This window comes from Micromonospora ferruginea, assembly GCF_013694245.2.
In the GTDB taxonomy this organism is placed as follows: Bacteria; Actinomycetota; Actinomycetes; order Mycobacteriales; family Micromonosporaceae; genus Micromonospora; species Micromonospora robiginosa.
In genome coordinates this window covers 6298077-6320015 of the sequence record NZ_CP059322.2, presented here as the reverse complement: position 1 = coordinate 6320015, position 21939 = coordinate 6298077, and the positions used below count along the sequence as shown (strand labels likewise).

Annotated in this window: 18 protein-coding genes; 9 read left to right on the top strand and 9 right to left on the bottom strand. The window is 73.6% G+C overall.

All coding sequences use genetic code 11. The features are described 5' to 3' along the window. Window positions 1-18 precede the first annotated feature (18 nt). From H1D33_RS28540 to guaB, 3 genes are all read right to left on the bottom strand, one after another. Window positions 19-1419, bottom strand: a complete 1401-nt coding sequence (locus tag H1D33_RS28540; RefSeq protein ID WP_181570261.1) for a M1 family metallopeptidase — start codon at window positions 1417-1419, stop codon at window positions 19-21. Between the two features lie 71 nt (window positions 1420-1490). Then, window positions 1491-2609 carry a GuaB3 family IMP dehydrogenase-related protein gene (locus tag H1D33_RS28535; protein WP_181570262.1) on the bottom strand — a complete coding sequence of 373 codons (1119 nt, stop codon included), beginning with the start codon at window positions 2607-2609 and terminating at the stop codon, window positions 1491-1493. Window positions 2610-2645: 36 nt separating this feature from the next. After that, window positions 2646-4208 (bottom strand): IMP dehydrogenase, encoded by a 1563-nt coding sequence (gene guaB / locus H1D33_RS28530; RefSeq protein WP_181570263.1) that lies wholly within the window; start codon window positions 4206-4208, stop codon window positions 2646-2648. 197 nt (window positions 4209-4405) lie between these two features. Here guaB and H1D33_RS28525 point away from each other — a divergent pair, with 197 nt between their 5' ends. Beyond that, complete coding sequence (locus H1D33_RS28525) at window positions 4406-4810, top strand: DUF5319 domain-containing protein (protein ID WP_181570264.1); 405 nt, start codon at window positions 4406-4408, stop codon at window positions 4808-4810. 12 nt (window positions 4811-4822) lie between these two features. Here the strand turns inward: H1D33_RS28525 and H1D33_RS28520 are convergent, their stop codons facing one another. Further along, window positions 4823-5635 (bottom strand): response regulator transcription factor, encoded by an 813-nt coding sequence (locus H1D33_RS28520; protein ID WP_181570265.1) that lies wholly within the window; start codon window positions 5633-5635, stop codon window positions 4823-4825. 252 nt (window positions 5636-5887) lie between these two features. Here H1D33_RS28520 and H1D33_RS28515 point away from each other — a divergent pair, with 252 nt between their 5' ends. After that, window positions 5888-6271: a WhiB family transcriptional regulator gene (locus tag H1D33_RS28515; RefSeq protein ID WP_181570266.1), complete on the top strand. Its 384-nt coding sequence runs from the start codon at window positions 5888-5890 to the stop codon at window positions 6269-6271. Between the two features lie 731 nt (window positions 6272-7002). On the opposite strand, the gene H1D33_RS28510 is transcribed toward H1D33_RS28515, so the two are convergent. The 3 genes from H1D33_RS28510 to groES form a co-directional block, all read right to left on the bottom strand. Beyond that, complete coding sequence (locus H1D33_RS28510; protein ID WP_181570267.1) at window positions 7003-8652, bottom strand: molybdopterin-dependent oxidoreductase; 1650 nt, start codon at window positions 8650-8652, stop codon at window positions 7003-7005. A gap of 124 nt (window positions 8653-8776) precedes the next feature. Beyond that, the gene (gene groL, locus H1D33_RS28505) at window positions 8777-10423 is read right to left on the bottom strand and encodes a chaperonin GroEL (RefSeq protein WP_181570268.1); all 1647 of its coding nucleotides are present in this window, start codon (window positions 10421-10423) and stop codon (window positions 8777-8779) included. A 70-nt stretch (window positions 10424-10493) separates the two neighbouring features. Then, the gene (gene groES, locus H1D33_RS28500; protein WP_088998427.1) at window positions 10494-10808 is read right to left on the bottom strand and encodes a co-chaperone GroES; all 315 of its coding nucleotides are present in this window, start codon (window positions 10806-10808) and stop codon (window positions 10494-10496) included. A 252-nt stretch (window positions 10809-11060) separates the two neighbouring features. Between groES and H1D33_RS28495 the strand changes: the two genes are divergently transcribed. From H1D33_RS28495 to H1D33_RS28465, 7 genes are all read left to right on the top strand, one after another. Then, on the top strand, window positions 11061-12293 hold the full coding sequence (locus tag H1D33_RS28495) for a THUMP-like domain-containing protein (RefSeq protein ID WP_181570269.1): 1233 nt from the start codon (window positions 11061-11063) through the stop codon (window positions 12291-12293). Window positions 12294-12362: 69 nt separating this feature from the next. Continuing rightward, a complete protein-coding gene (gene ybaK, locus H1D33_RS28490) occupies window positions 12363-12842 on the top strand; it encodes a Cys-tRNA(Pro) deacylase (RefSeq protein WP_181570270.1) in 480 nt (159 codons plus the stop codon). A gap of 188 nt (window positions 12843-13030) precedes the next feature. After that, window positions 13031-14134, top strand: coding sequence for a sugar ABC transporter substrate-binding protein (locus tag H1D33_RS28485; protein ID WP_181570271.1), 1104 nt, complete (start codon window positions 13031-13033; stop codon window positions 14132-14134). Window positions 14135-14240: 106 nt separating this feature from the next. After that, entirely contained in the window at window positions 14241-15059 is an 819-nt protein-coding gene (locus H1D33_RS28480) for an ATP-binding cassette domain-containing protein (RefSeq protein WP_181570272.1), read from the top strand. Further along, entirely contained in the window at window positions 15056-16315 is a 1260-nt protein-coding gene (locus tag H1D33_RS28475; protein ID WP_181570273.1) for a sugar ABC transporter permease, read from the top strand. The genes H1D33_RS28480 and H1D33_RS28475 overlap by 4 nt, the downstream gene beginning before the upstream one ends. Window positions 16316-16334: 19 nt before the next feature. Further along, on the top strand, window positions 16335-17522 hold the full coding sequence (locus tag H1D33_RS28470; protein ID WP_181570274.1) for an ROK family protein: 1188 nt from the start codon (window positions 16335-16337) through the stop codon (window positions 17520-17522). 94 nt (window positions 17523-17616) lie between these two features. Beyond that, window positions 17617-18354: a DUF4142 domain-containing protein gene (locus H1D33_RS28465; RefSeq protein WP_181570275.1), complete on the top strand. Its 738-nt coding sequence runs from the start codon at window positions 17617-17619 to the stop codon at window positions 18352-18354. 66 nt (window positions 18355-18420) lie between these two features. Here the strand turns inward: H1D33_RS28465 and H1D33_RS28460 are convergent, their stop codons facing one another. Then, window positions 18421-20169: an ABC transporter ATP-binding protein gene (locus tag H1D33_RS28460; RefSeq protein WP_181570276.1), complete on the bottom strand. Its 1749-nt coding sequence runs from the start codon at window positions 20167-20169 to the stop codon at window positions 18421-18423. Continuing rightward, the gene (locus H1D33_RS28455; RefSeq protein WP_181570277.1) at window positions 20166-21872 is read right to left on the bottom strand and encodes an ABC transporter ATP-binding protein; all 1707 of its coding nucleotides are present in this window, start codon (window positions 21870-21872) and stop codon (window positions 20166-20168) included. The genes H1D33_RS28460 and H1D33_RS28455 overlap by 4 nt, the downstream gene beginning before the upstream one ends. Window positions 21873-21939: the final 67 nt, after the last annotated feature.

Below are 21939 nucleotides of genomic sequence, written 5' to 3'. Positions count from 1 at the left end.
CGTCCGGGCGCGCCGGCGTCACGGTAGGCCCGGCGGCGTCGCGCCGATCAACCAGGTGTCCAGGAGCGCGCGCAGCGGGCGGCCGGCGGCGCGCTCCGCGTACCCGACGAAGTCCGCGGTGGTGGCGTTGCCGTCGCGGCGCTCCGCCAGCCACCCGCGCAGGACGCGGAAGAACGTCTCGTCGCCGAGCGCGCGGCGCAGCGCGTGCACCGCGAGCGCGCCCCGCTGGTAGACCGCGTCGCCGAACATCCCGGCCCGGCCCGGGTCCACCGACGGCTTCGACCAGTCGGTGGCGGCGTACCGGTCGGCGACGGTCCGCGCCACGCTCCGCCCGCCGTCGTGTTCGGCCCAGAGCCATTCGGCGTACGTGGCGAAGCCCTCGTTGAGCCAGATGTCGCTCCACTTTGCCACCGACACGCTGTCGCCGAACCACTGGTGGGCCAGCTCGTGCGCGACCACCTCGGTGTTCGGCCGGCCGGACCGGAAGAAGCCCGGCCCGTACACCGGTCGGCTCTGGGTCTCCAGCGCGTACCGGATCCGGTCGTCGGCGACCACCACGCCGCCGTACGCGTCGAACGGGTACGGCCCGAAGCGGGCGGCCAGGAAGTCGGCGACCTCGCCGGTGCGGGCCACCGACGCGGCGGCCGGACCGTCCGCGGGCAGTGCCGCGGCGACAGCGGTGACGAGTGGCCTGCCGGCGTGCGTGCCGCTGGTGACCCGGTAGTCGCCGATCACCAGCGTGGTCAGGTAGCTGGCCATCGGCGAGCGCTCCGACCAGCGCCAGGTGGTCCGTCCGCCAGCGCTCGTCCGGCCCTTCGGCACCCCGTTGGAGATGGCGGCGAGCCCGTCCGGCACGGTGACCGCGAAGTCGTAGGTGGCCTTGTCCGACGGGTGGTCGTTGACCGGAAACCAGGTGCTCGCCGACTCCGGCTGGCCGAGCGCGATCGCCCCGTCCGGCGTGTGGTGGAACCCGCCGTCGCCCAGCTCGGCGGCGGGCAGCGGCCGGGGCACCCCGCCGTACGCGACCTCGACGGTGAACCGTTTCCCGGCCGGCAGCCCGTGCGCCGGGGTGACGACCAGCTCCGCGTCGTCGTGGCGGTGCTTCGCCGGCTCACCGTCGACCCGGACCCGGTCGACGGTGAGGCCGGCCAGGTCGAGCTGGAAGCGCGACAGCGCCCGGGTGGCGGTGACGGTCAGCGTGGCGGTGCCGGTGAGCCGGTCGTCCGCCGGCTCGTAGCGGACGTCGAGCGCGTAGTGCCCGACGTCGTAGCCGCCGTTGCCGGCCCCCGGCACGTACGGGTCGCCGGCGTCCGCCGCACCGGGCCGGAACCCGTCGCGGTCGTCGTGCCCCGCAGTGCAGCCGCCCGCCGTCAGCGCGACGGCCAACGCCGCCCCGCACCACCGCCGCCGCCAGCTCACCCGGCGAGCCTAGACGCGCGTCGGCGCGGGCGGGGTCGGAACCCGCGCCCGCGCCGACGGGTCACATCCGCTCAGCGGTCCAGGACCAGGCCGACCTTCTGGAACTCCTTGAGGTCGCGGTAGCCGCACTTGGCCATCGCGCGGCGCAGCCCGCCGAAGAGGTTGAGCTGGCCGTCCGGCTCGTCGGCCGGGCCGAACAGCAGCCGCTCCATCGAGCCGATCGGCTCGCCGGCCACCTCGAACGCGCCCCGGGGCAGCGACGGGTGGCTGGCCGCCGAGTGCCACCAGGCGCCGCCGGCCGGGGCCTCCTCGCAGAGCGAGAGCGGCTCGCCGAGCATCACCGCGTCCGCGCCGCAGCCGAGCGCCTTGGCGATGTCGCCGGAGGTCTGCATGTCGCCGTCGGCGATCAGGTGCACGTACCGGCCACCGGTCTCGTCGAGGTAGTCGCGGCGGGCCGCGGCGGCGTCGGCGATGGCGGTGGCCATCGGCACCCGGATGCCGAGCACCGACTCGGTGGTCGACCAGTCGTCGCCGCCGATGCCCACGATCACGCCGGCCGCACCGGTGCGCATCAGGTGCAGCGCGGTCTTGTAGTCGGTGCAGCCGCCCACGATGACCGGCAGGTCGAGGTCGGCGATGAACTCCTTGAGGTTCAGCGGCTCGTCGGTGGTGGAGACGTGCTCCGCGGAGACGAGCGTGCCCTGGATGACCAGGATGTCCACGCCGGCGTCCAGGATCACCGGGGCCAGCGCCAGGGTGTGCTGCGGCGAGACCCGGACGGCCACCGTGCCGCCGCCGGCCCGCAGCTCGCGGACCCGCTCGGCGATCAGGTCGGGCCGGATCGGCTCGGCGTAGACCTCCTGGAGACGCTTGGTCGCGCGGGCGTCCTCGCCCAGGCCGGCCAGCTCCTCCAGGATCTTGGTCGGGTTCTCGTAGCGGGTCCAGAGGCCCTCGACGTTGAGCACGCCGAGGCCGCCCAGCTCGCCGAGGCGCACCGCCGAGGTGGGGCTCATGGTCGCGTCCGAGGGGTGCGCGACGCAGGGGATGCCGAACGGGTAGGCGTCGAGCTGCCACGCGGTGGAGACGTCGTCGACGTCCCGGGTGCGGCGGCTCGGCACGATGGCGATGTCGTCCAGGTGGTAACCGCGCTGCGCGGTCTTGCCCAGCCCGATCTCGACCACGTCACGCATGGGGACTCCAGGTGTGTTCGGGGGTGGAGGGAGAGGTCAGCGGGAGTGGTAGTTCGGCGCCTCGACGGTCATCTGGATGTCGTGCGGGTGGCTCTCCTTGAGCCCGGCCGCGGTGATCCGGATGAGCTGGCCACGCCGGTGCAGCTCGGGGATGCTCTCGGCGCCGACGTAGCCCATGGCGGCGCGCAGGCCGCCGGTGAGCTGGTGGGCGACCTGGGCGAGCGGGCCCCGGTAGGGCACCTGCCCCTCGACGCCCTCGGGGACCAGCTTGTCCTCGGCCATCACGTCCTGCTGGAAGTAGCGGTCCTTGGAGTACGACTTGCCCTGGCCGCGCGACTGCATCGCGCCGAGCGAGCCCATCCCCCGGTACGCCTTGTACTGCTTGCCGTTGATGAAGATCAGCTCGCCGGGGCTCTCCTCGCAGCCGGCCAGCAGGCTGCCCAGCATCACCGTGTCGGCGCCGGCCACCAGCGCCTTGGCGATGTCGCCGGAGTATTGGATGCCGCCGTCGCCGATCACCGGCACGCCGGCCGGTCGGGCGGCCCGGGCCGCCTCCATGATCGCGGTGACCTGCGGCACGCCCACCCCGGCCACGATCCGGGTGGTGCAGATGGCGCCCGGGCCGACGCCCACCTTGACGCCGTCGGCGCCGGCCTCGACCAGCGCCTTCGCGCCCGCGTAGGTGGCGATGTTGCCGCCGACGATGTCGACGGCCACGTCGCGCTTGAGCCGGGCGACCATCTCCAGCACGGCCCGCTGATGGCCGTGCGCGGTGTCCACGATGACCACGTCGACGCCGGCGTCGACCAGGGCACGGGCCCGCTTGTAGCCGTCCTCGCCCACGCCGACCGCGGCGGCGACCCGGAGCCGCCCCGCGTCGTCCTTGGTGGCGTTCGGGTACTGCTCGCTCTTGGTGAAGTCCTTGACCGTGATCAGGCCGCGCAGCGCACCGGACCCGTCGACGATCGGCAGCTTCTCGACCTTGTGGCGGCGCAGCAGGTCGAGCGCGTCGTCCTTGCTCACCCCGACCGAGGCGGTGATCAGCGGGGTGCGGGTCATGATGTCGCGGACCGGCGTGGCCGGGTCGGAGACGAAGCGCATGTCGCGGTTGGTGACGATGCCGACGAGCTGCCCCTGCCCGTCGACCACCGGCACGCCGGAGATGCGGTAGCGGCCGCAGAGCGCGTCGACGTCGCGCAGCGTGTCGTCCGGGCTGGCCGTCACCGGGTTGGTGATCATGCCGGACTCGGAGCGCTTGACCAGGTCGACCTGGAGCGCCTGGTCCTCGACCGAGAGGTTGCGGTGCAGCACGCCGATGCCGCCCTGGCGGGCCATGGCGATCGCCATCCGGCCCTCGGTGACGGTGTCCATCGCGCTGGAGAGCAGCGGCACGGTCAGCTCGATGTTGCGGGTGAGCCGGGTGCGGGTGTTGACCCGGCTGGGCACCACGTCCGACTCGCCCGGCTGCAGGAGCACGTCGTCGAAGGTCAGCCCGAGCGGCACCACCCGGGCGGAGCCGGCCGGCAGCTCGGGCAGGTGGCCGCCCAGCTCGCCGCCGTCGGGGCCGGTCGGGGTCTCGGTGCTGGGCGAATTCTCCACGATTGCTCCCCTGAGCTGGTCGAACGGGCTGCAGCGAGGCGGCGCGCGCGGGCACCGGCGCGCACCGGTGTGACGGCGCGTCGCCTCATCGTACCCACTGGCCCGGCCGGGTCCGGGCAGTGGCGGGCCCCGGGTAGGCCGGGCCACAGCGCGGCCGGGGGCGGGCTTTCCGGCGGCGCGGGGTCTACGGTGAGGGGGTGCACGACGAGCCCATCGACCCGTTCAACGGCGACCCGGCCGATCCGGCTGCCGGCCTGCACGATTCCGGCGAGGAGGAGACGCTCGACCCGCTGACCGAGGTCGAGCGGCAGGACGTCCTGGAGGATCTCGCCGATCTGGAGATCTACCAGGCCCTGCTCCAGCCGATCGGGGTGCGTGGCCTGGTGATCGAGTGCGAGGACTGCCGCGAGCCGCACTACTTCGACTGGGACCTGCTCCGGGGCAACCTGCGCCACCTGCTCAACTCGGGGCGCCCCCGGGTGCACGAGCCGGCCTACGACCCCGACCCCGACCACTACGTGAGCTGGGACTACGCCCGCGGCTACGCGGACGGCGTGCACGACACGCTCACCGAGGGCACGGACGACGCCGCCCAGGAGTGACCCGGCCGACGGTCAGGCGACCAGGCCAGCCCGGAAGCCGGCCGCCACCGCGTGCGCCCGGTCGCGCGCGCCGAGCTTGCGGAACAGCCGCCGGGCGTGCGTCTTGACGGTGTCCTCGGAGACGAACAGCTCCCGCCCGATCTCCGCGTTGCTCTTGCCCTCCGCCATGCCGAGCAGCACCTGAAGCTCACGCTCGGTGAGCCCGATCGCGCTGCGCGGCGTCCGTCCCGCGCGCTGGCCGGGGCCCGGCTGAGGCGTCTCCGCCCCCTCCGCCGCCGGGTCGTTGGCGTCCTCGCCCCGCTGCACCGGCACCACCGTGGGCAGGCCCGCGGCATCCACCGGCGCCGCCGGCCAGTTCGGCCCGGCCGGGGTACGCCCCGGCGCCGTCGCCCGGGTCGGCCCGCCGACCGCCGCCGCGTCCCGGGCGGTGTCGGCCACCCGGTGCCGGTTGGCCCGCCCGGGGGCGGAGAGCAGCAGCAGCGCCTTCGCCACCGCGCTGGTCAGGTCGTGGTCGGCGTTCTGGATCAGACCGCGCGCCCCGGCGCTGATGGTGGCCGCCGCCGACTCCGACTCCTCGGCGCCGAGCAGCAGCACCGCGGCCTGCGGCGCGCGGGCGAGCACCCGGCGCACGAAGCCGGCGCTGTCCGGTCGGGTGAGGGCGGTGTCCGCGAGCACCACGTCGACCGGGCGCTCGGCGAGCCGCAGCATCACCTCGGGATCGGAGACGGCCGTCCGGACGACGCCGGACAGCCCGAGCCGCGCCGCCGCGGAGGTCAGATGCTGGGCCGCCAATGGTGTCCGAACGCATACAAGAACGCTACGCACTGTGGTCTCCTCTCCGCCTCAGAGCAGACCACGTGCGGGTGGGGTCGGGAGGGGGTTCCGAGCAATCATCCGAACTTTTCCGACAGATGGGGCATATGCCACCGAGTGTCCGAGGTTTTCGATCACAGATGTGTGAGCCGGGGACGGCTCGGGTACCGAGTTGTCCATCCGGAACCGGCATCCCGCGCGGACCGCCGCCCGGTAGCTGGCCACGAACATTCTCCGCGGTGCCGCGCGGGAGGAGGGGTGCTGATGTCGAACGTACGTAGGCTGCCTGGACCCATCGTCGACCTCTGGGACTGGCAGCGGCTCGGCGCGTGCCGGGGCCGCGACAGCGCCCAGTTCTTCCACCCGGACGGCGAGCGCGGCTCGTCCCGACTGCGCCGCGAGACCGGCGCGAAGACGGTCTGCGGTGCCTGCCCGGTGCGCGCCGAGTGCGCCGCGCACGCCCTCGCCGTCCGCGAGCCGTACGGCGTCTGGGGCGGGTTCAGCGAGTCCGAGCGGCTGCGGCTGCTCGCCCTCGGCTGGGAGGACGCGGCCGACCGCAGGCAGTCCCGGGTGGACGTCGCCCGGCTGGAGGCCCGCCTCGGCCGCGCGCACAAGACCGCCGTCCCCGACCAGCGCAAGGTCGCCTGACCCGCTCACCTCCCGACGCTGTGCCCCGACCCGGGGCACAGCGTCGCTTCACGTCCGTGCCATGGTCCCGCCACCCGACACCGTCGCCGCCGCGCCTGGGCCGGCTTCCCCGCGACCGCCTGTCGAGCTGACATCACCAACGACTCGGGCCGGGACCGGACGAACCCTCAGGGCCGCCTGTCGAGCTGACGTCCCGAACGACTCAAGCCAGGACCGGACGAACCCTCAGGGCCGCCTGTCGAGCTGACATCACCAACGACTCAAGCCAGGACCGGACGAACCCTCAGGGCCGCCTGTCGAGCTGACATCACCAACGACTCAAGCCAGGACCGGACGAACCCTCGGAGCGGCCCGGAGATGAGCCACGGCCCGGGGCGCTCGCCGCTTCCGATCCCTGGCCCGGGCACACCGGAGCCTGCGGCCAAGCCTCGACGGTCGGGACGGCGCCTGAGTCGCTTCTGATATCAGCTCGAAAGGCGCTGAGAAGAGCGGCACCGCCCGCGCGTCACCCGGACCGGCAGCGCGCCCACCATCGGGCCGCGGCACCGGCCGGGGTGGCCCTGAAGGCCGGTGTCGGCACGCGCCCTCCGCGCACCCGCCGCGCACCTGCCGCGCACCTGCCGCGCGACTCGTCGGCTCGGGCACGTCGACCGGGGCGGGCGGACGGTCGAGCCGCCAGGACGCCGAAGTGGCGGCATCCCGGTCCGGTATCACCGCCTGTTGGGGCGCGGTCAGGCCACCGTCACCGTGACGGTGTGCCAGCCGGTCGCGCCGTCCGGGGCCACCGGGCTGCGCTGCTCCGGCTGCGTCTCGCCGGCCGCGTCGGTGGCACGCACCTGGAGACGGTGCTCGCCCGGGGTCGCGTCCCAGCGCCACGACCACTGGACCCAGGTGTCCGACGACACCGCCGGAGCCAGCGTCGCCTCCCGCCAGGGCCCGCCGTCGACGCGTACCTCGACGCGGCGGATGCCGCGGTGCTGCGCCCACGCCACGCCGGCGACCGTCACCGGGCCGGCGGCCGGGCGGCTGCGGGCGCGAGGCGTGTCGATCCGCGACTGCGTCTTGATCGGCCCCTGGGCGGACCAGCCGCGCGGCACCCAGTACGCGTCGAAGTCGGCGAAGCTGGTCAACTCCAGCTCGGTCAGCCACTTGCACGCCGAGACGTACCCGTAGAGGCCGGGCACCACCATCCGCACCGGGAAGCCGTGCTCGACCGGCAGCGGCTCGCCGTTCATGCCCACCGCGAGCAGCGCGTCCCGCCCGTCGCGCAGCGCCGACGTGGGGGTGCCGCAGGTCCAGCCGTCGGCCGCGCGCCCGACCACCTGGTCCGCGCCCTCCTCCGGGTCGGCCTCGTCCAGCAGCTCCTTGATCGGCACGCCGAGCCAGCGGGCGTTGCCGATCAGGTCGCCGCCCACCTCGTTGGAGACGCAGGCGAGCGTCACGTACCGCTCGACCATCGGTCGGGCCAGCAGGTCGTCGAAGCTCAGCTCGATCGGGTTGCGGACCCGGCCGTGGATGCGCAGCTTCCAGGTGACCGGGTCGACCTGCGGCACCACCAGCGCGGTGTCGATCCGGTAGAACTCCCGGTTCGGGGTGACGTAGGGGGCGAGCCGGGGCAGGGACAGGTCCGCACCGGCCGGCACCGGCGGGGCGGCGCCGGCCGGTGCCGGCAACGTCACCGCCTCCCGGGCCGCCGAGACGCCGCGCCGGCCGGCCAGCCAGTGCCCGCCGAGGCCGGCCACCGCCGCCGCACCGGTCAGCAGGCCGGCGCCGCGCAGGAACCGGCGGCGCGACTCCTGGTCACCGCCCACCGACGGCTCCCAACCTCCGGCGCCCTCCTCCTCGCGCGCGAGCGCGGCGGCCGCCGGGGGTGGCACGGGGCCGCGCCGGGCGACGGCCGTGTCGGCGTCACCGGAGCGCGCCGCGGGGGTGGCCGGGTCGCGGTCCGCGCGCAGCGGGCCGGCCACGAAGGCCCAGAGCGTCAGGCCGCCGAGGGCGGCGCCGACCAGGGACGGAAGCGCGTCGAACGCGTCCGCGCCGGGCCGGGTCAGCGCGGCGGCCACGCCGAGGACGGCGAACGCGGCGATGCCGGCCAGGCCGATCGCCAACCGACGGGCCGCGGCCAGGCCGAGCAGCGCCGCGAAGGCGGCCAGCAGCAGCGCCGTGCCGGTCAGCAGCGCGATCTTGTCGTACGTGCCGAAGACGTCGATGGCGAACTGCTTGAGCGGCTCGGGCACCAGGTCGACCACGAGGCCGCCGACGGCGATCAGCGGGGCGGACCGGGGACCGGTCAGGACGGCCACCGGCTCGGCGACGCCGAGCGCCACCGCGGCGGCGACGACACCGGACAGTGCCGCGTGGCGGCGGGAGATCGTGCTCACCCGGCCCAGTGTGGTCGACCGGTCGGCCCGGCCGCCAATCTCGTCAGCGTTCCGTAAGGCGGATACGCGTCAGGGCACACCGCCGGGTGGCGGTGTGCCCTGACGTCGGGCCGTGCTCCTCGGGTCAGAAACCCGGGCCGTGCTGGTGGCCGTGGCCGTGCGAGTGGCCGTGCCCACCGGCGGCGGCCGGCTCCGGCTCGGCCGGCTTCTCCACCACGAGGCTCTCCGTGGTGAGCAGCAGGCCGGCGATCGACGCGGCGTTGGAGACCGCGTTGCGGGTCACCTTCACCGGGTCGAGGATGCCGGCCTTGGCCAGGTCGACGTACTCGCCGGTGGCGGCGTCCAGGCCGGTGCCCCAGTCCTGGCCGACGACCTTCTGCACCACCACGTAGCCGTCGTGGCCGGCGTTCTGGGCGATCCAGCGCAGCGGCTCGACGAGCGCCTTGCGCACGATCGAGACGCCGACCTTCTCCTCGCCGGTGAAGCCCAGGTCGTCGTCGAGCACCGGCAGGATCTGGGCCAGCGCGGCGCCGCCGCCCGGGACCGTACCCTCCTCGACCGCGGCCTTGGTCGCGGCGATGGCGTCCTCGATGCGGTGCTTGCGCTCCTTCATCTCGACCTCGGTGGCCGCGCCGACCTTGATCACCGCGATGCCACCGGACAGCTTCGCCAGCCGCTCGGAGAGCTTCTCCCGGTCCCACTCGGAGTCCGACGCCTCGATCTCCTTACGGATCTGGGCGACCCGGTCGGTGACCTCGGCGGACTGGCCGCCACCGTCGACGACCGTGGTGTTCTCCTTGTCGACCACGACGCGGCGGGCGGTGCCGAGCACCTCCAGGCCGACCTGGTCGAGCTTGTAGCCCAGCTCCGGGGCGACCAGCTCGGCGCCGGTCAGCACCGCCATGTCCTGCAGCATCGCCTTGCGGCGGTCGCCGAAGCCGGGGGCCTTCACCGCGCAGACCTTCACGGTCTTGCGGATGGCGTTGACCACCAGCGTGGACAGGGCCTGGCCCTCGACGTCCTCGGCGATGATGAGCAGCGGCTTGTTGTTCTGGAGGACCTTCTCCAGCAGCGGCAGCAGCTCCTCGATCGCCGAGATCTTCTGCGTGGTGATGAGGATGTACGGGTCCTCCAGGACCGACTCCTGCGACTCCACGTCGGTGACGAAGTTCGGCGAGATGAAGCCCTTGTCGAACTGGAGACCCTCGGTCACCTCCAGCTCGGTGGTGAGCGCGGAGCCCTCCTCGACGGTGATGACACCGTCGCGGCCGACCCGCTCCATCGCCTCGGCGATCAGCTCGCCGATCGTGGCGTCCTGCGCGGAGACGGTCGCCACGTGCGCGATCGACTCCTTGCTGGCGACCTCGACGGCCTTGCCGAGCAGCGCCTCGGAGACCTTGGCGGCCGCCGCGTCGATGCCCCGCTTCAGGCCGGTCGGGTTGGTGCCCGCGGCCACGTTGCGCAGGCCCTCGCGGACCATGGCCTGGGCCAGCACGGTCGCGGTGGTGGTCCCGTCGCCGGCGACGTCGTTGGTCTTGGTCGCCACCTCCTTGACCAACTGCGCGCCGAGGTTCTCGTACGGGTTGGTGAGCTCGATCTCCTTGGCGATGGTCACGCCGTCGTTGGTGATCGTGGGCACACCGAACTTCTTGTCCAGGACGACGTTGCGCCCGCGCGGGCCGAGGGTGACCTTGACCGCGTCCGCCAGGGCGTTGACACCGTGCTCCAGCAGGTGCCGGGCGTCATCCGAGAAGCTCAGGATCTTTGCCATCGGTATCCCTTCGAAGCGACGTTGCCCCGGCCCGGCGAGCCGGACCGGGGCAACGACACTGATCGGTTGCTTACTTCTCGATGACCGCGAGGACGTCGCGGGCGGAGAGCACCAGGTACTCCTCGCCGGCGTACTTGACCTCGGTGCCGCCGTACTTCGAGTAGAGAACGGTGTCGCCGACCTTCACGTCGACCGGCACGCGGTTGCCCTTGTCGTCGATCCGGCCCGGGCCCACAGCGAGGACGGTGCCCTCCTGCGGCTTCTCCTTGGCGGTGTCGGGGATCACGATGCCCGAGGCGGTGGTGGTCTCGGCCTCGTTCGCCTGGACCACGATGCGGTCCTCGAGCGGCTTGATCGCAACCTTGGTCGCGGTAGTCACGGGCATACCCTCCTGGGGTACTTGGTGTCGTTACCGGTCGGCATGCCGACCAGCGTCAATCTGCCACATGCCACCGGGCGGGGCCGTCGTCGCGGGTGCCGGTCCGCCTGGCGTTCAACCCTCGGGCACCAGGGCCCGGAGGTTGGCACCCTCAGGGTGAGAGTGCTAATCGCAGGTTATTCCTCGGCTAGCACTCCGTCAAGGAGAGTGCCAGCGCCCCGCCCACCGTGTCGCCCTCCGGGTCGGGAGAATGAACCGGTGGACCTCGACCAGCTCACCGCGCTGCGTACCCCCGAGGGGTCGGCCGCGCTCGCCGCGGCGGCGGAGGTGGCCGGCGGCGACCCGCTGGCGGCGGCGGCCGCGCTGCGCTCGGCCGGTATCCCCGGCGGGCTCGCCGCGGCGGCGCTGACCCAGGCGGAACTGCGCCGCCGGGCGGCAGGCAAGTTCGGCCCGGCGGCGGCCGGCATGTTCCTCACCCGGGCCGGGCTGGAACAGGCCACCCGCCGGGTGGTCGCCGACCGGCGGGCCGCGCGGCTGCGCGCCGCGGGCGTGACGACCCTGGCCGACCTGGGGTGCGGGCTGGGCGCCGACGCGCTGGCCGCGGCCCGTGCCGGCATCCGCGTGCACGGGGTCGAGGCCGACCCGGTGACCGCCGCGATGGCCGCCGCGAACGCCGAGGCGGCCGGGCTGGCCGACCTGGTCACGGTCGAGTGCGGCGACGCCACCGCGTTCGACGTGTCCCGGGTGGACGGCGCGTTCTGCGACCCGGCGCGGCGGCGGGCCGGCACCGGCCGGCGGATCTTCGACCCGAACGCCTACTCCCCGCCGTGGGACTTCGTCACCGGGCTGGCCGCGCGGGTGCCGCGTACCGTGGTCAAGGTGGCGCCCGGCCTGGACCACGCGCTGATCCCGGCCGGCGCCGAGGCGGAGTGGGTGAGCGTCGACGGCGACCTGGTGGAGGCCGCGCTCTGGTGCGGGCCCCTCGCCGACGTCCCCCGCCGCGCCACCCTGCTGCGGAGCAAGGAAGGGGCCCCCGTTAACGCCTCCGGTAGAGAAGGGGCCCCCGCTTATCACCTCACCGGCACCGGCGCGGACGAGGCGGCGGTGGGCGCGGTACGGCGGTTCCTGTTCGACCCGGACCCGGCGGTGGTGCGCGCGCACCTGGTCGCGGAGCTGTCCGCCGACCTCGGCGCCACGCTCGCCGACCCGTCGATCGCCTACCTCTACGCGGACGCGGCACACGCCACCCCGTTCGCCCGCTGCCTGGAGATCACCGACGTGCTGCCGTTCTCCCTGAAGCGGCTGCGCGCCCTGCTGCGGGAACGCCGGGTCGGTCGGGTGGAGATCCTCAAGCGGGGGTCGGCGCTGGAGCCGGAGAAGCTGCGCCGGGACCTGCGGCTGGCCGGCGACGAGGCGGCCAGCCTGGTGCTGACCCGGGTGGCCGGCGCGCCCACCGTGCTGATCTGCCGCCCGGCGCCGGCGGCCGGCTGACGGCGTCACCCGGCCGCCGCGCCACGTGCCGGGTCGCCGTGACCCGACGGCCGGGTTAGCTTGACGGTCATGGCGGGACAGGGCACTCCGGCGACCGCGCTGCTGACCAGGCGGAAGATCGCGTACACCACGCATCCGTACGACGTGTCGCCGGACGCGCCGAACTACGGCGCGCTGGTCGCCGACGCCCTCGGGGTGCCGCCGGGGCAGGTGTTCAAGTCGCTGGTCACCGAGGTCGACGGCGGGCTGACCGTGGCGGTGGTGCCGGTGACCGGGGAGCTGGACCTGAAGGCGCTGGCCGCGGCGGTCGGCGGCAAGCGGGCCGCGCTGGCCGACCGGGTCGCGGCCGAGCGGGCCACCGGGTACGTGCGGGGCGGGATCAGCCCGCTGGGGCAGCGGAAGCGGTTGCAAACGGTGGTCGACGCGTCCGCGTCGGCGTACCCGGCGGTGTACGTGTCGGCCGGTCGCCGGGGTCTCCAGCTTCGGCTCGCGCCGGCCGATCTGGTGGCGCTGACCGGGGCCGTGACCGCCCCGATCGCGGCCGGCTGAACCGGACGTCCGGGAGCGTTTCCGCAGCCGGTGTCCGTGAGGTGACAACCGCGTTGCTGAATTGTTACCGCCGCCAACAAACTTCTGACCTCGGCACTCTTGCGGACCCCGGGAAGCGCGGAATACGTTGCCGGACACAACAAAACAACCGAACGCAACTCCCCCACCCCCCGAAAGGACCCGTGCACATGCGCAAGGGCTTCCTCACCTTCGCGGCCGTCGGTCTCCTCGCGACCGGCAGCATGGCCGCCTGTGGTGACAACGGCGGTTCTTCCGACCAGGCCGGCGGTTCGAACGACAAGAAGCCGAAGATCGGCGTGATCCTGCCGGACAGCAAGTCCTCCGCCCGCTGGGAGGGCGCGGACCGCAAGTTCCTCAAGGCGGCGTTCGACGCGGCCGGCGTCGAGTCGGACATCCAGAACGCGCAGAACGACAAGACCGCGTTCCAGACCATCGCCGACCAGATGATCACCAACGGCGTCAACGTGCTGATGATCGTCAACCTGGACTCCGGCACCGGCAAGGCCGTGCTCGACAAGGCCAAGTCGCAGGGCGTCGCCACGATCGACTACGACCGGCTGACCCTGGGCGGCTCCGCCCAGTACTACGTCAGCTTCGACAACGAGGCCGTCGGCAAGCTCCAGGGCGAGGGCCTGAGCAAGTGCCTGACCGACAAGGGCGCCAAGAACCCGTCGATCGCGTACCTCAACGGCTCGCCGACCGACAACAACGCCACCCTGTTCAAGAACGGGTACGACTCGGTGCTCAAGCCGAAGTTCGACTCGAAGGAATACACCAAGGTCGCCGACGACTCGGTGCCGGCGTGGGACAACGCGCAGGCCGCCACCATCTTCGAGCAGCAGCTCACCAAGGCCAGCGGCAAGATCGACGGTGTGCTCGCCGCCAACGACGGTCTCGGCAACGCGGCCATCTCGGTGCTGAAGAAGAACAAGCTCAACGGCAAGGTCCCGGTGACCGGTCAGGACGCCACCAAGGAGGGCCTGCAGAACATCCTCGCCGGTGACCAGTGCATGACCGTCTACAAGGCGGTCAAGAAGGAGGCGGACGCCGCCTCCGAGCTGGCCATCGCGCTCGCCAAGGGCGAGAAGAAGGACACCGGCCAGACCGTCAAGGACCCGGAGGGCAACCGGGACGTGCCGGCCGTGCTGCTGGAGCCGAAGGCCATCTACAAGGACAACGTCAAGGACGTCGTGGCCGACGGTTACGTCACCAAGGAAGAGCTCTGCACCGGTGCGTTCACCAAGCTCTGCACCGACGCCGGCGTGAGCTGACCCACCCCGCCTCAGGCGGCACCGCCCGGCACGGGAAGACTCCCGTGCCGGGCGGTACCCACGCCGGACGGGATCCGAGACCTCCCTCCGCCCAAAGGAGACCCCCGTGTCCGCAACCCCCCTGCTGGAGCTACGCGGGATCGACAAGAGCTTCGGTCCCGTCCAGGTGCTTCGCGACGTCGCCTTCGCCGCGCACCCCGGCGAGGTGACCGCGCTGGTCGGCGACAACGGCGCCGGCAAGTCGACCCTGGTCAAGTGCATCAGCGGCATCTACCCCACCGACGCCGGCGAGTTCCTCTTCGACGGCAAGCCGGTGAGCATCAGCAGCCCCCGGGACGCCGCCGCGCTCGGGATCGAGGTCGTCTACCAGGACCTGGCGCTCTGCGACAACCTCGACATCGTGCAGAACATGTTCCTCGGCCGGGAGAAGCGCAGCGGCCTCGTGCTCGACGAGCCGACCATGGAGCAGATGGCCGCCGAGACCCTGGCCGGCCTGAGCGTGCGCACCGTGAAGTCGCTGCGCCAGCACGTCTCCAGCCTCTCCGGCGGCCAGCGGCAGACGGTGGCCATCGCCAAGGCCGTGCTCTGGAACAGCAGACTGGTCATCCTGGACGAGCCGACCGCCGCGCTGGGCGTCGCGCAGACCGCCCAGGTGCTGGAGCTGGTCCGCCGGCTGGCCGACAACGGCCTGGCCGTGGTGCTCATCTCGCACAACATGAACGACGTCTTCGCCGTCTCCGACCGGATCGCCGCGCTCTACCTCGGCCAGATGGTCGCCCAGGTGAAGACCACCGACATCACCCACTCGCAGGTGGTCGAGCTGATCACCGCCGGTCGCTCCGGCGACCTCGGCCTCGCCGGCGAACCGGGCAGCAACGGCACCGGCGCCGCGCCCGCCGACACCACCCCAGGAGCCGTCCGATGACCGCCACCGTCGTGAAGAAGGAAGGCCCGGCCGGCGTCGCACCGGCGCCGACCGTGGGCAGCCACGTGAACAACTACTGGCGCCGGGTACGCGGCGGCGACATCGGGGCGCTGCCCGCGGTGGTCATGCTGCTCGTGCTCGCCATCGGCTTCTCGATCGCCCGCCCGTCGTTCTTCACCGCCGGCAACCTGGCGAACCTGTTCACCCAGGGCGCGGCGGTCACGCTGATCGCGATGGGCCTGGTCTTCGTCCTGCTGCTCGGCGAGATCGACCTCTCCGCCGGCTTCGCCAGCGGCGTGTGCGCGGCGATCCTGGCCAACGTGGTCACCGTGATGGGCTACCCCTGGTACGTCGCGGTGCTCGCCGCCGTCGTCACCGGCGTGGTGATCGGCACCGTGCTCGGCCTGCTGGTCGCGAAGGTCGGCATCCCCTCCTTCGTGGTCACCCTCGCCGGCTTCCTCGCCTTCCAGGGCGTGGTGCTGACGCTGATGGACGAGGGCGCCAACATCGCCGTCCGGGACGACACCCTGGTCGCGATCGCCAACCGCAACCTCTCCCCCGTGCTGGGCTGGGTGCTGGCCGTGCTGGCCGTCGGCGGGTACGCGGCCGTGCAGCTCCTGCGCCACCGCAACCGGTCCGCCCGTGGCCTGCTCACCGACCCGATCGCGGTGGTGGCCGCCCGCATCGGCGGTCTCGCCGTGATCCTCGGCGTCGCGGTCTACGTGCTCAACCTGGAGCGCAGCCGCAACGTCCTGGTGGTGTCGCTCAAGGGCGTGCCGATCGTGGTGCCGATCATCGCGGTGCTGCTGGTCGTCTGGACGTTCGTGCTCCAGCGCACCAGCTACGGCCGGCACATCTACGCGGTCGGCGGCAACGCCGAGGCGTCCCGCCGGGCCGGCATCAACGTGGACCGGATCCGCATCTCCGTCTTCGTCATCTGCTCCGGGATGGCCGCCATCGGCGGCATCGTGGCGGCCAGCCGGGCCAACTCGGTCGACCCCAACACCGGCGGCAGCAACGTGCTGCTCTACGCCGTCGGCGCGGCGGTGATCGGCGGCACCAGCCTCTTCGGCGGCAAGGGCCGGGTCCTCGACGCCGTGCTCGGTGGCGCGGTGGTCGCGGTGATCGACAACGGGATGGGACTGATGGGGTACAGCTCGGGCGTCAAGTTCGTGGTCACCGGCGTGGTCCTGCTCGCCGCGGCGACCATCGACGCGCTGTCGAGGCGGCGGGCCGCCGCCACCGGCGTGCGCTGACCCCGGGTACGGACACACGATGGCAGTGGCAACGCGCGCGGGTCCCAGCCAGGACGAGATCCGCCGGCAGAACCTGGGCGCATTGCTCCGCTACGTGCACGTGCACGGCGCCACCACCCGCGCGGAGCTGACCACCGCGCTCGGGCTCAACCGCAGCACCATCGGCGCGCTGACCGCGGACCTGGCCGGCGCCGGTCTGGTCAGCGAGGGGACGCCGAAGGAGACCGGCCGGGCCGGACGACCGTCACTCGTCGTCCGGCCCGAGTCGGGCCGGGTCTACGCGTACGCGTACAGCGTCGAGGTGGACCGGCTGCGGGCCGCGAGGGTCGGTCTCGGCGGCGAGGTGCTCGATCGTCGCGAACTGGACCGGCCGCGCAACCTGGTCGCCGGGGAGGCCGCCCCGCTGCTGGCCGGCGCGGTCAAGGAGATGCACCACGGGGTGCCGCCGGACTCGCTGTGCGTGGGCGCGGGGGTGGCCGTGTGCGGCATGGTCCGCCGCGACGACGGGCTGGTGCGACTCAGCCCCACCACCGGCTGGGTGGACGAGCCGATCGGCGCGGCGCTCGCCGCCGAGCTGGGCATCGACGTGCCGATCACGGTGGGCAACGTGGCCGACGTGGCCGCCTTCGCCGAGCACGCCCGGGGCGCGGCCACCGGCTGCGACAACGTCATCTACCTGTACGGGGACGTCGGCGTCGGCGCCGGCATCATCGCCGGCGGGCGGCGCCTGACCGGGCACGGCGGCTACGGCGGCGAGGTCGGCCACATGGTGGTGGTCCGCGACGGCGCGCGCTGCGAGTGCGGCCGGCGCGGCTGCTGGGAGACCGAGATCGGCGAGTACGGGCTGCTGCGCGCCGCCGGGCACGCCGAGGCGCGCGGTCGGGACGCGCTGTTGGGCGTCTTCGACGCGGCCGACCGGGGCGACGCGCGGGCGCAGAGCGCGGTCCGGCAGGCCGGCGACTGGCTCGGCTTCGGCGTGGCCAACCTGGTCAACATCTTCAACCCGGAGATGGTCATCTTCGGTGGCACCATGCGCGACCTCTACCTGGCCGCCGCCGCCCAGGTGCGCAGCCGGCTCAACCGCAACGGCCTGCCCGCCTGCCTGGAGCACGTGCGGCTGCGTACCCCGAAACTCGGCGACGACGCGGCGCTGATCGGCGCCGCCGAGCTGGCCTTCGAACGCCTCCTGGCCGACCCGCTGAACTGATCGGCGCGGTGATCCGTACCAGTGTGCGGACGGCCGCTCGGCTCGGCCGTCCGCGACCCCGCGTAGCGGTCCGGATCGAGGAGGCAACCCAACCATGGCATCGCTGGAATCCGCACGTCGCCGGCTGGCGCACCGGGTGACCCTGCTGCTCGTCGCGATCGGCGCGGGGATCGGCGTCCTTCCCGGCATGGCGCAGGCCGCGCCCAACCCCGGCGTGCAGATGAACGCCGCCGACATGACGCTGCTCAACGGCGTCCGGCTGGCCGGGCTGTGGGAGATGCCGGCCGGGACGATGGCCGCCGAGAAGGGCAAGTCCCCCCGGGTCCGGGAGGTCGGCGCGGAGATCGCCCGCCAGCACGGCGTGCTGGACCAACTGGTGGTCGAGGCCGCCAACAAGCTGGGCGCGGTGCTGCCGGCGGAGCCGACGACCCAGCAGAAGGGCTGGCTGACCGAGATGCAGAACGCCAACGGCGCCCAGTTCGACCAGATCTTCGTCACCCGGCTCCGGGTCGCCCACGGCAACATCTTCCCGGTGATCGGGGCGGTCCGGGCCAGCACCAAGGACCCGGTCGTGCGCAAGCTCGCCGAGGACGCCAACAAGTTCGTCAACGACCACATGACCATGCTGGAGAGCACCGGGCTGGTCCGCTGGCAGCAGTTGCCGCCGCCCGCGATCCCGGCCGCGCAGAGCGATTCCCTGGTGGCCGCCGCCCAGGCCAACGCGTCCAGCGGCGGCGGGCTCCAGGTGAGCACCGGGATCGTGTGGGCGGTCTTCCTGATCGCGCTGGGCACCGGCGGGTACACGACCTGGCGGCTGATGCGCCGCTCGTGAGCAAGCGGTGTTAAGCGGGGCCCCTTCCTCTACGCCAGGCGTTAAGAAGGGGCCCCTCCTTACACCTCACCCGTGCCAGGAGCGCCACAGCGCGGCGTAGGAGCCGTCGGCGGCGACCAACTCGTCGTGCGAGCCCAGCTCCACGATCCGGCCGTCGGACACCACCGCCACCCGGTCCGCGTCGTGCGCGGAGAAGAGCCGGTGCGCGATGGCGATCACGGTCCGCCCGTGCAGCACCGCCGCCAGCGAGCGTTCCAGCGCCCGGGCGGCCCGCGGGTCGATCAGCGAGGTGGCCTCGTCCAGCACCAGCGTGTGCGGGTCGGCCAGGACCAGCCGGGCCAGCGCGAGCTGCTGCGCCTGCGCCGGGGTGAGCGGATGCCCGCCCGCGCCGACGACCGTGTCCAGCCCCGCCGGCAGCGCCAGCGCCCAGTCCAGCGCGTCCACCGCGGCCAACGCGGCCCGCACCTCGGCGGGTCCGGCGGCCGGACGGACCATCGCCACGTTGTCGGCGAGCGTGCCGATGAACACGTGGTGCTCCTGGCTGACCAGCGCGACGTGGGTCCGCAGCTCGTCCAGGGGCAGGTCGGTGAGGGGTCGACCGTCGACGGTCACGGTGCCGGCGCTCGGGGTGTGCACGCCGGCCAGCAGCCGGCCCAGCGTCGACTTGCCGGCGCCGGACGGACCCACCATGGCCAGCCGCTCCCCCGGCCGGGGCACCAGCGTCACCCCGTGCAGCACGTCGTGGCCGGGCCGGTACGCGTACCGAACGTCGTGCGCGGCCAGCCGGCCGTCGACGTCGCGCCGGCCGGCGCCGGTGGACACCGGGGACCGGTCGTCCGGCTCGACGGCCACGCCGAGCAGCCGGGCCAGCGAGGCGCCGCCCACCTGGAACTCGTCCAGCCAGCCGAGCAGCCGCTCGATCGGGTCGGTGAGCTGCTGGGCGTAGAGCGTGGCGGCGGTGACCTGGCCCAGGCTGGCCCAGCCCTTCAGGTGGAACCAGCCGCCGATGAGCAGGGTGGCCACCATCGGCACCAGATAGCCGAACTCCGCCACCGGCCAGAAGACGGTGCGCAGGAACAGCGTGTAGCGCTCGGCCGCGTACGACCGCTCGATGTCGGCGTCGCCACGGGCCCGGCGGCGGGCGGCCTGGCGCAGTGCCTCGGTGGTCCGCGCGCCCTCGACCGTCTCGCTGATCCCGTCGGTGATGTCCGAGTAGGCGGCGTTCTCCCGCAGGTAGCCCTGCGGCGCGCGGCGCAGGTACCACCGGGTGCCGGCAACGAGCACCGGCACCGCGAGCAGGCTGGGCAGCACCAGCAGCGGCCCGGTCAGCAGCAGCGCGCCGAGGATCAGCAACACGGTCAGCGCCGCGATCAGCGTCTCCGGCCCGGCGAAGCGGACCGTCCGGGACAGCGCGGAGACGTCCCGCGAGGTGCGGGTGAGCAGGTCACCGGTGCCGGCCCGCTCCACCGTGGACAGCGGCAGCGCGAGCACCCGGTCGACGAACTCCTCGCGCAGCTCGGCGAGGACCCGCTCGCCGAGCCGGGCGGAGGCCAGGTGCGCGAAGCGGACCAGCACCGACTGCACCACCACGAACGCGGCGATGGCGGCCACCACCCGGTCGACGGTGGTCGCCGCGACACCCCGGGAGATCCCCTCGACCAGGTCACCGAGCAGGCGCGGGGTGACCAGCCCGGCCGCCGCGGCCAGCGCGTGCAGGCCGAGCACGGTGGCCAGGCCGCGCGGGTGCCGGCGGATCAGCTCCCGCACGTACCGGCGGACCCGCGCGCCGTCGGCGACGGGCAGCGCGTTGCTCATCGGTCCTCCTCCCGGCTCACCGTGGCCGCGTACCGGGGCTCGGTGGCGAGCAGTTCGTCGTGCCGGCCCTCGGCGACGACCTTGCCGTCCTCCACGAAGACCACGTGCTCGGCCCGGCCGAGCATCAGCGGGCTGGTGGTGCAGACCAGCGTGGTGCGACCGCGCCGGGCCGCGCCCAACCGGCCGGCGACCTGCGCCTCGGTGTGCGCGTCCACCGCGCTGGTCGGCTCGACGAGGATCAGCGTCTCCGGGTCGGCGACCAGCGCGCGGGCCAGCCGCAGCCGCTGCCGCTGCCCGCCGGAGAACTCCCGGCCGCGCTCGGCGACCGCGCCGTCCAGGCCGCCGGGCAGCGCCTCGACCACGTCGGTCGCGCTCGCCGCGACCAGCGCCGCCTCGACCGCGCCGGGCTCGGCCCGGTCGTGCGGGTCCAGCTCCGTGCGGAGCACGCCGCTGAAAAGCTGCGCGTCGTTGTCGGCCACCAGGATCCGCTCGCGCACCGTCGCCAGCGCCACGTCCCGCAGCGGTACGCCGTGCAGCGTCACGTCGCCGTCGGCGTACCGGCCGAGCCGGTCGGCGATCTCGGCGGCGTCCTGCGGCGCGGCGGCGGCCAGCGCGGTGAGCCGGCCCGGCCGCAGCACCAGCCCGGAACGCACGTCCACCAGCTCACCGGGCCCGGCCGGCACCGGCACCGGGCGCGTCGGGTCGGTGAACTCCGGCGCGAGCCGCAGCAGCCGGACCACCCGGCGGGCCGCGACGTGCCCCCGGGTCAGCTTGTCGGCCGCCTCGGTGAGGTTGCGCAGCGGGCTGACCAGGAACGCGGTGTAGCCGTAGAACGAGACGAGCTGGCCGGCGGTGATCTCGCCGCGCAGCGCGAACCGCGCGCCGAGCCAGGTCACCAGCACCACGAAGACGCCTGGTAGCAGGATCTGCGCGGCCTGGAGCAGCGACTCCACCCGGGCCACCCGCAGGCCGTCCGCGCGCAACGCCTGCGACCGTTCCCGGTAGCGGGCGGCCAGCACCGGCTCCCCGCCCACCCCGCGCAGCACCCGCAGGCCGGAGACGATGTCCGCGGCCCGGGCGGTGAGCCGGCCGGTCGACTCCCGGTAGGCGGCCTGCTTGTGGTGCAGCGGCCGGATCAGCAGCCCGACCAGCGCCATCAGCAGCGGCACGCCGAGCACCACCACGAGACCGAGCGGCAGGGAGGCGTCGAGCAGGATCACCGCGACGGTGACGATGCCGACCACGGACCCGGCGCCCCGGGCGGTGATGTCGATCGCGCCGCCGATGTGCTCGATGTCGGAGGTGCCGATGCTCACCACCTCGCCGGCCGCCACCCGGCGGGGCAGCGCCGCGCCGAGCCGGTTGGTGGCGTCCACGGTGACCTGCACGGTGCGGTAGGCGGCGCCGAGCCAGTTGTGCACCGCGCAGCGGTGCCGCAGGATGCCGGCGACGGCCTGGACCAGGCCCAGCCCGAGCAGGGCGAGGGCCCAGCGCAGCAGCGCGTCCGGGTCGCGTTGGGCCAGCCCGGCCTCCACCGCCCGCCCGATCGCGGCCGGCACCAGCGCCTGGGCCAGCATCCAGATCACGCCCAGCGTGATGCCGCCGCCGAAGTAGACGGGATGTCGCCCGGCGAGCCACACCAGGTAGCGGGTGGCGGACCGCGCGTCGGGGGTGCCGGGATCGCCGGCCGGTGAGAAGCGCATGACCCACCGACGCTAGGTGCCGGAGCCGATCGCCCGCCAACCAATTCCGGCCGCCGTGCCGGCCCGC

Bases quoted from the DNA above. Each gene is read 5' to 3' on its own strand.
- H1D33_RS28535 (WP_181570262.1), bottom strand. From the start codon at position 2,609: ATGCGTGACGTGGTCGAGATCGGGCTGGGCAAGACCGCGCAGCGCGGT.
- H1D33_RS28515 (WP_181570266.1), top strand. From the start codon at position 5,888: ATGTCGAACGTACGTAGGCTGCCTGGACCCATCGTCGACCTCTGGGAC.
- groL (WP_181570268.1), bottom strand. From the start codon at position 10,423: ATGGCAAAGATCCTGAGCTTCTCGGATGACGCCCGGCACCTGCTGGAG.
- groES (WP_088998427.1), bottom strand. From the start codon at position 10,808: ATGCCCGTGACTACCGCGACCAAGGTTGCGATCAAGCCGCTCGAGGAC.
- ybaK (WP_181570270.1), top strand. From the start codon at position 12,363: ATGGCGGGACAGGGCACTCCGGCGACCGCGCTGCTGACCAGGCGGAAG.
- H1D33_RS28485 (WP_181570271.1), top strand. From the start codon at position 13,031: ATGCGCAAGGGCTTCCTCACCTTCGCGGCCGTCGGTCTCCTCGCGACC.
- H1D33_RS28475 (WP_181570273.1), top strand. From the start codon at position 15,056: ATGACCGCCACCGTCGTGAAGAAGGAAGGCCCGGCCGGCGTCGCACCG.
- H1D33_RS28470 (WP_181570274.1), top strand. From the start codon at position 16,335: ATGGCAGTGGCAACGCGCGCGGGTCCCAGCCAGGACGAGATCCGCCGG.
- H1D33_RS28465 (WP_181570275.1), top strand. From the start codon at position 17,617: ATGGCATCGCTGGAATCCGCACGTCGCCGGCTGGCGCACCGGGTGACC.
- H1D33_RS28460 (WP_181570276.1), bottom strand. From the start codon at position 20,169: ATGAGCAACGCGCTGCCCGTCGCCGACGGCGCGCGGGTCCGCCGGTAC.
- H1D33_RS28455 (WP_181570277.1), bottom strand. From the start codon at position 21,872: ATGCGCTTCTCACCGGCCGGCGATCCCGGCACCCCCGACGCGCGGTCC.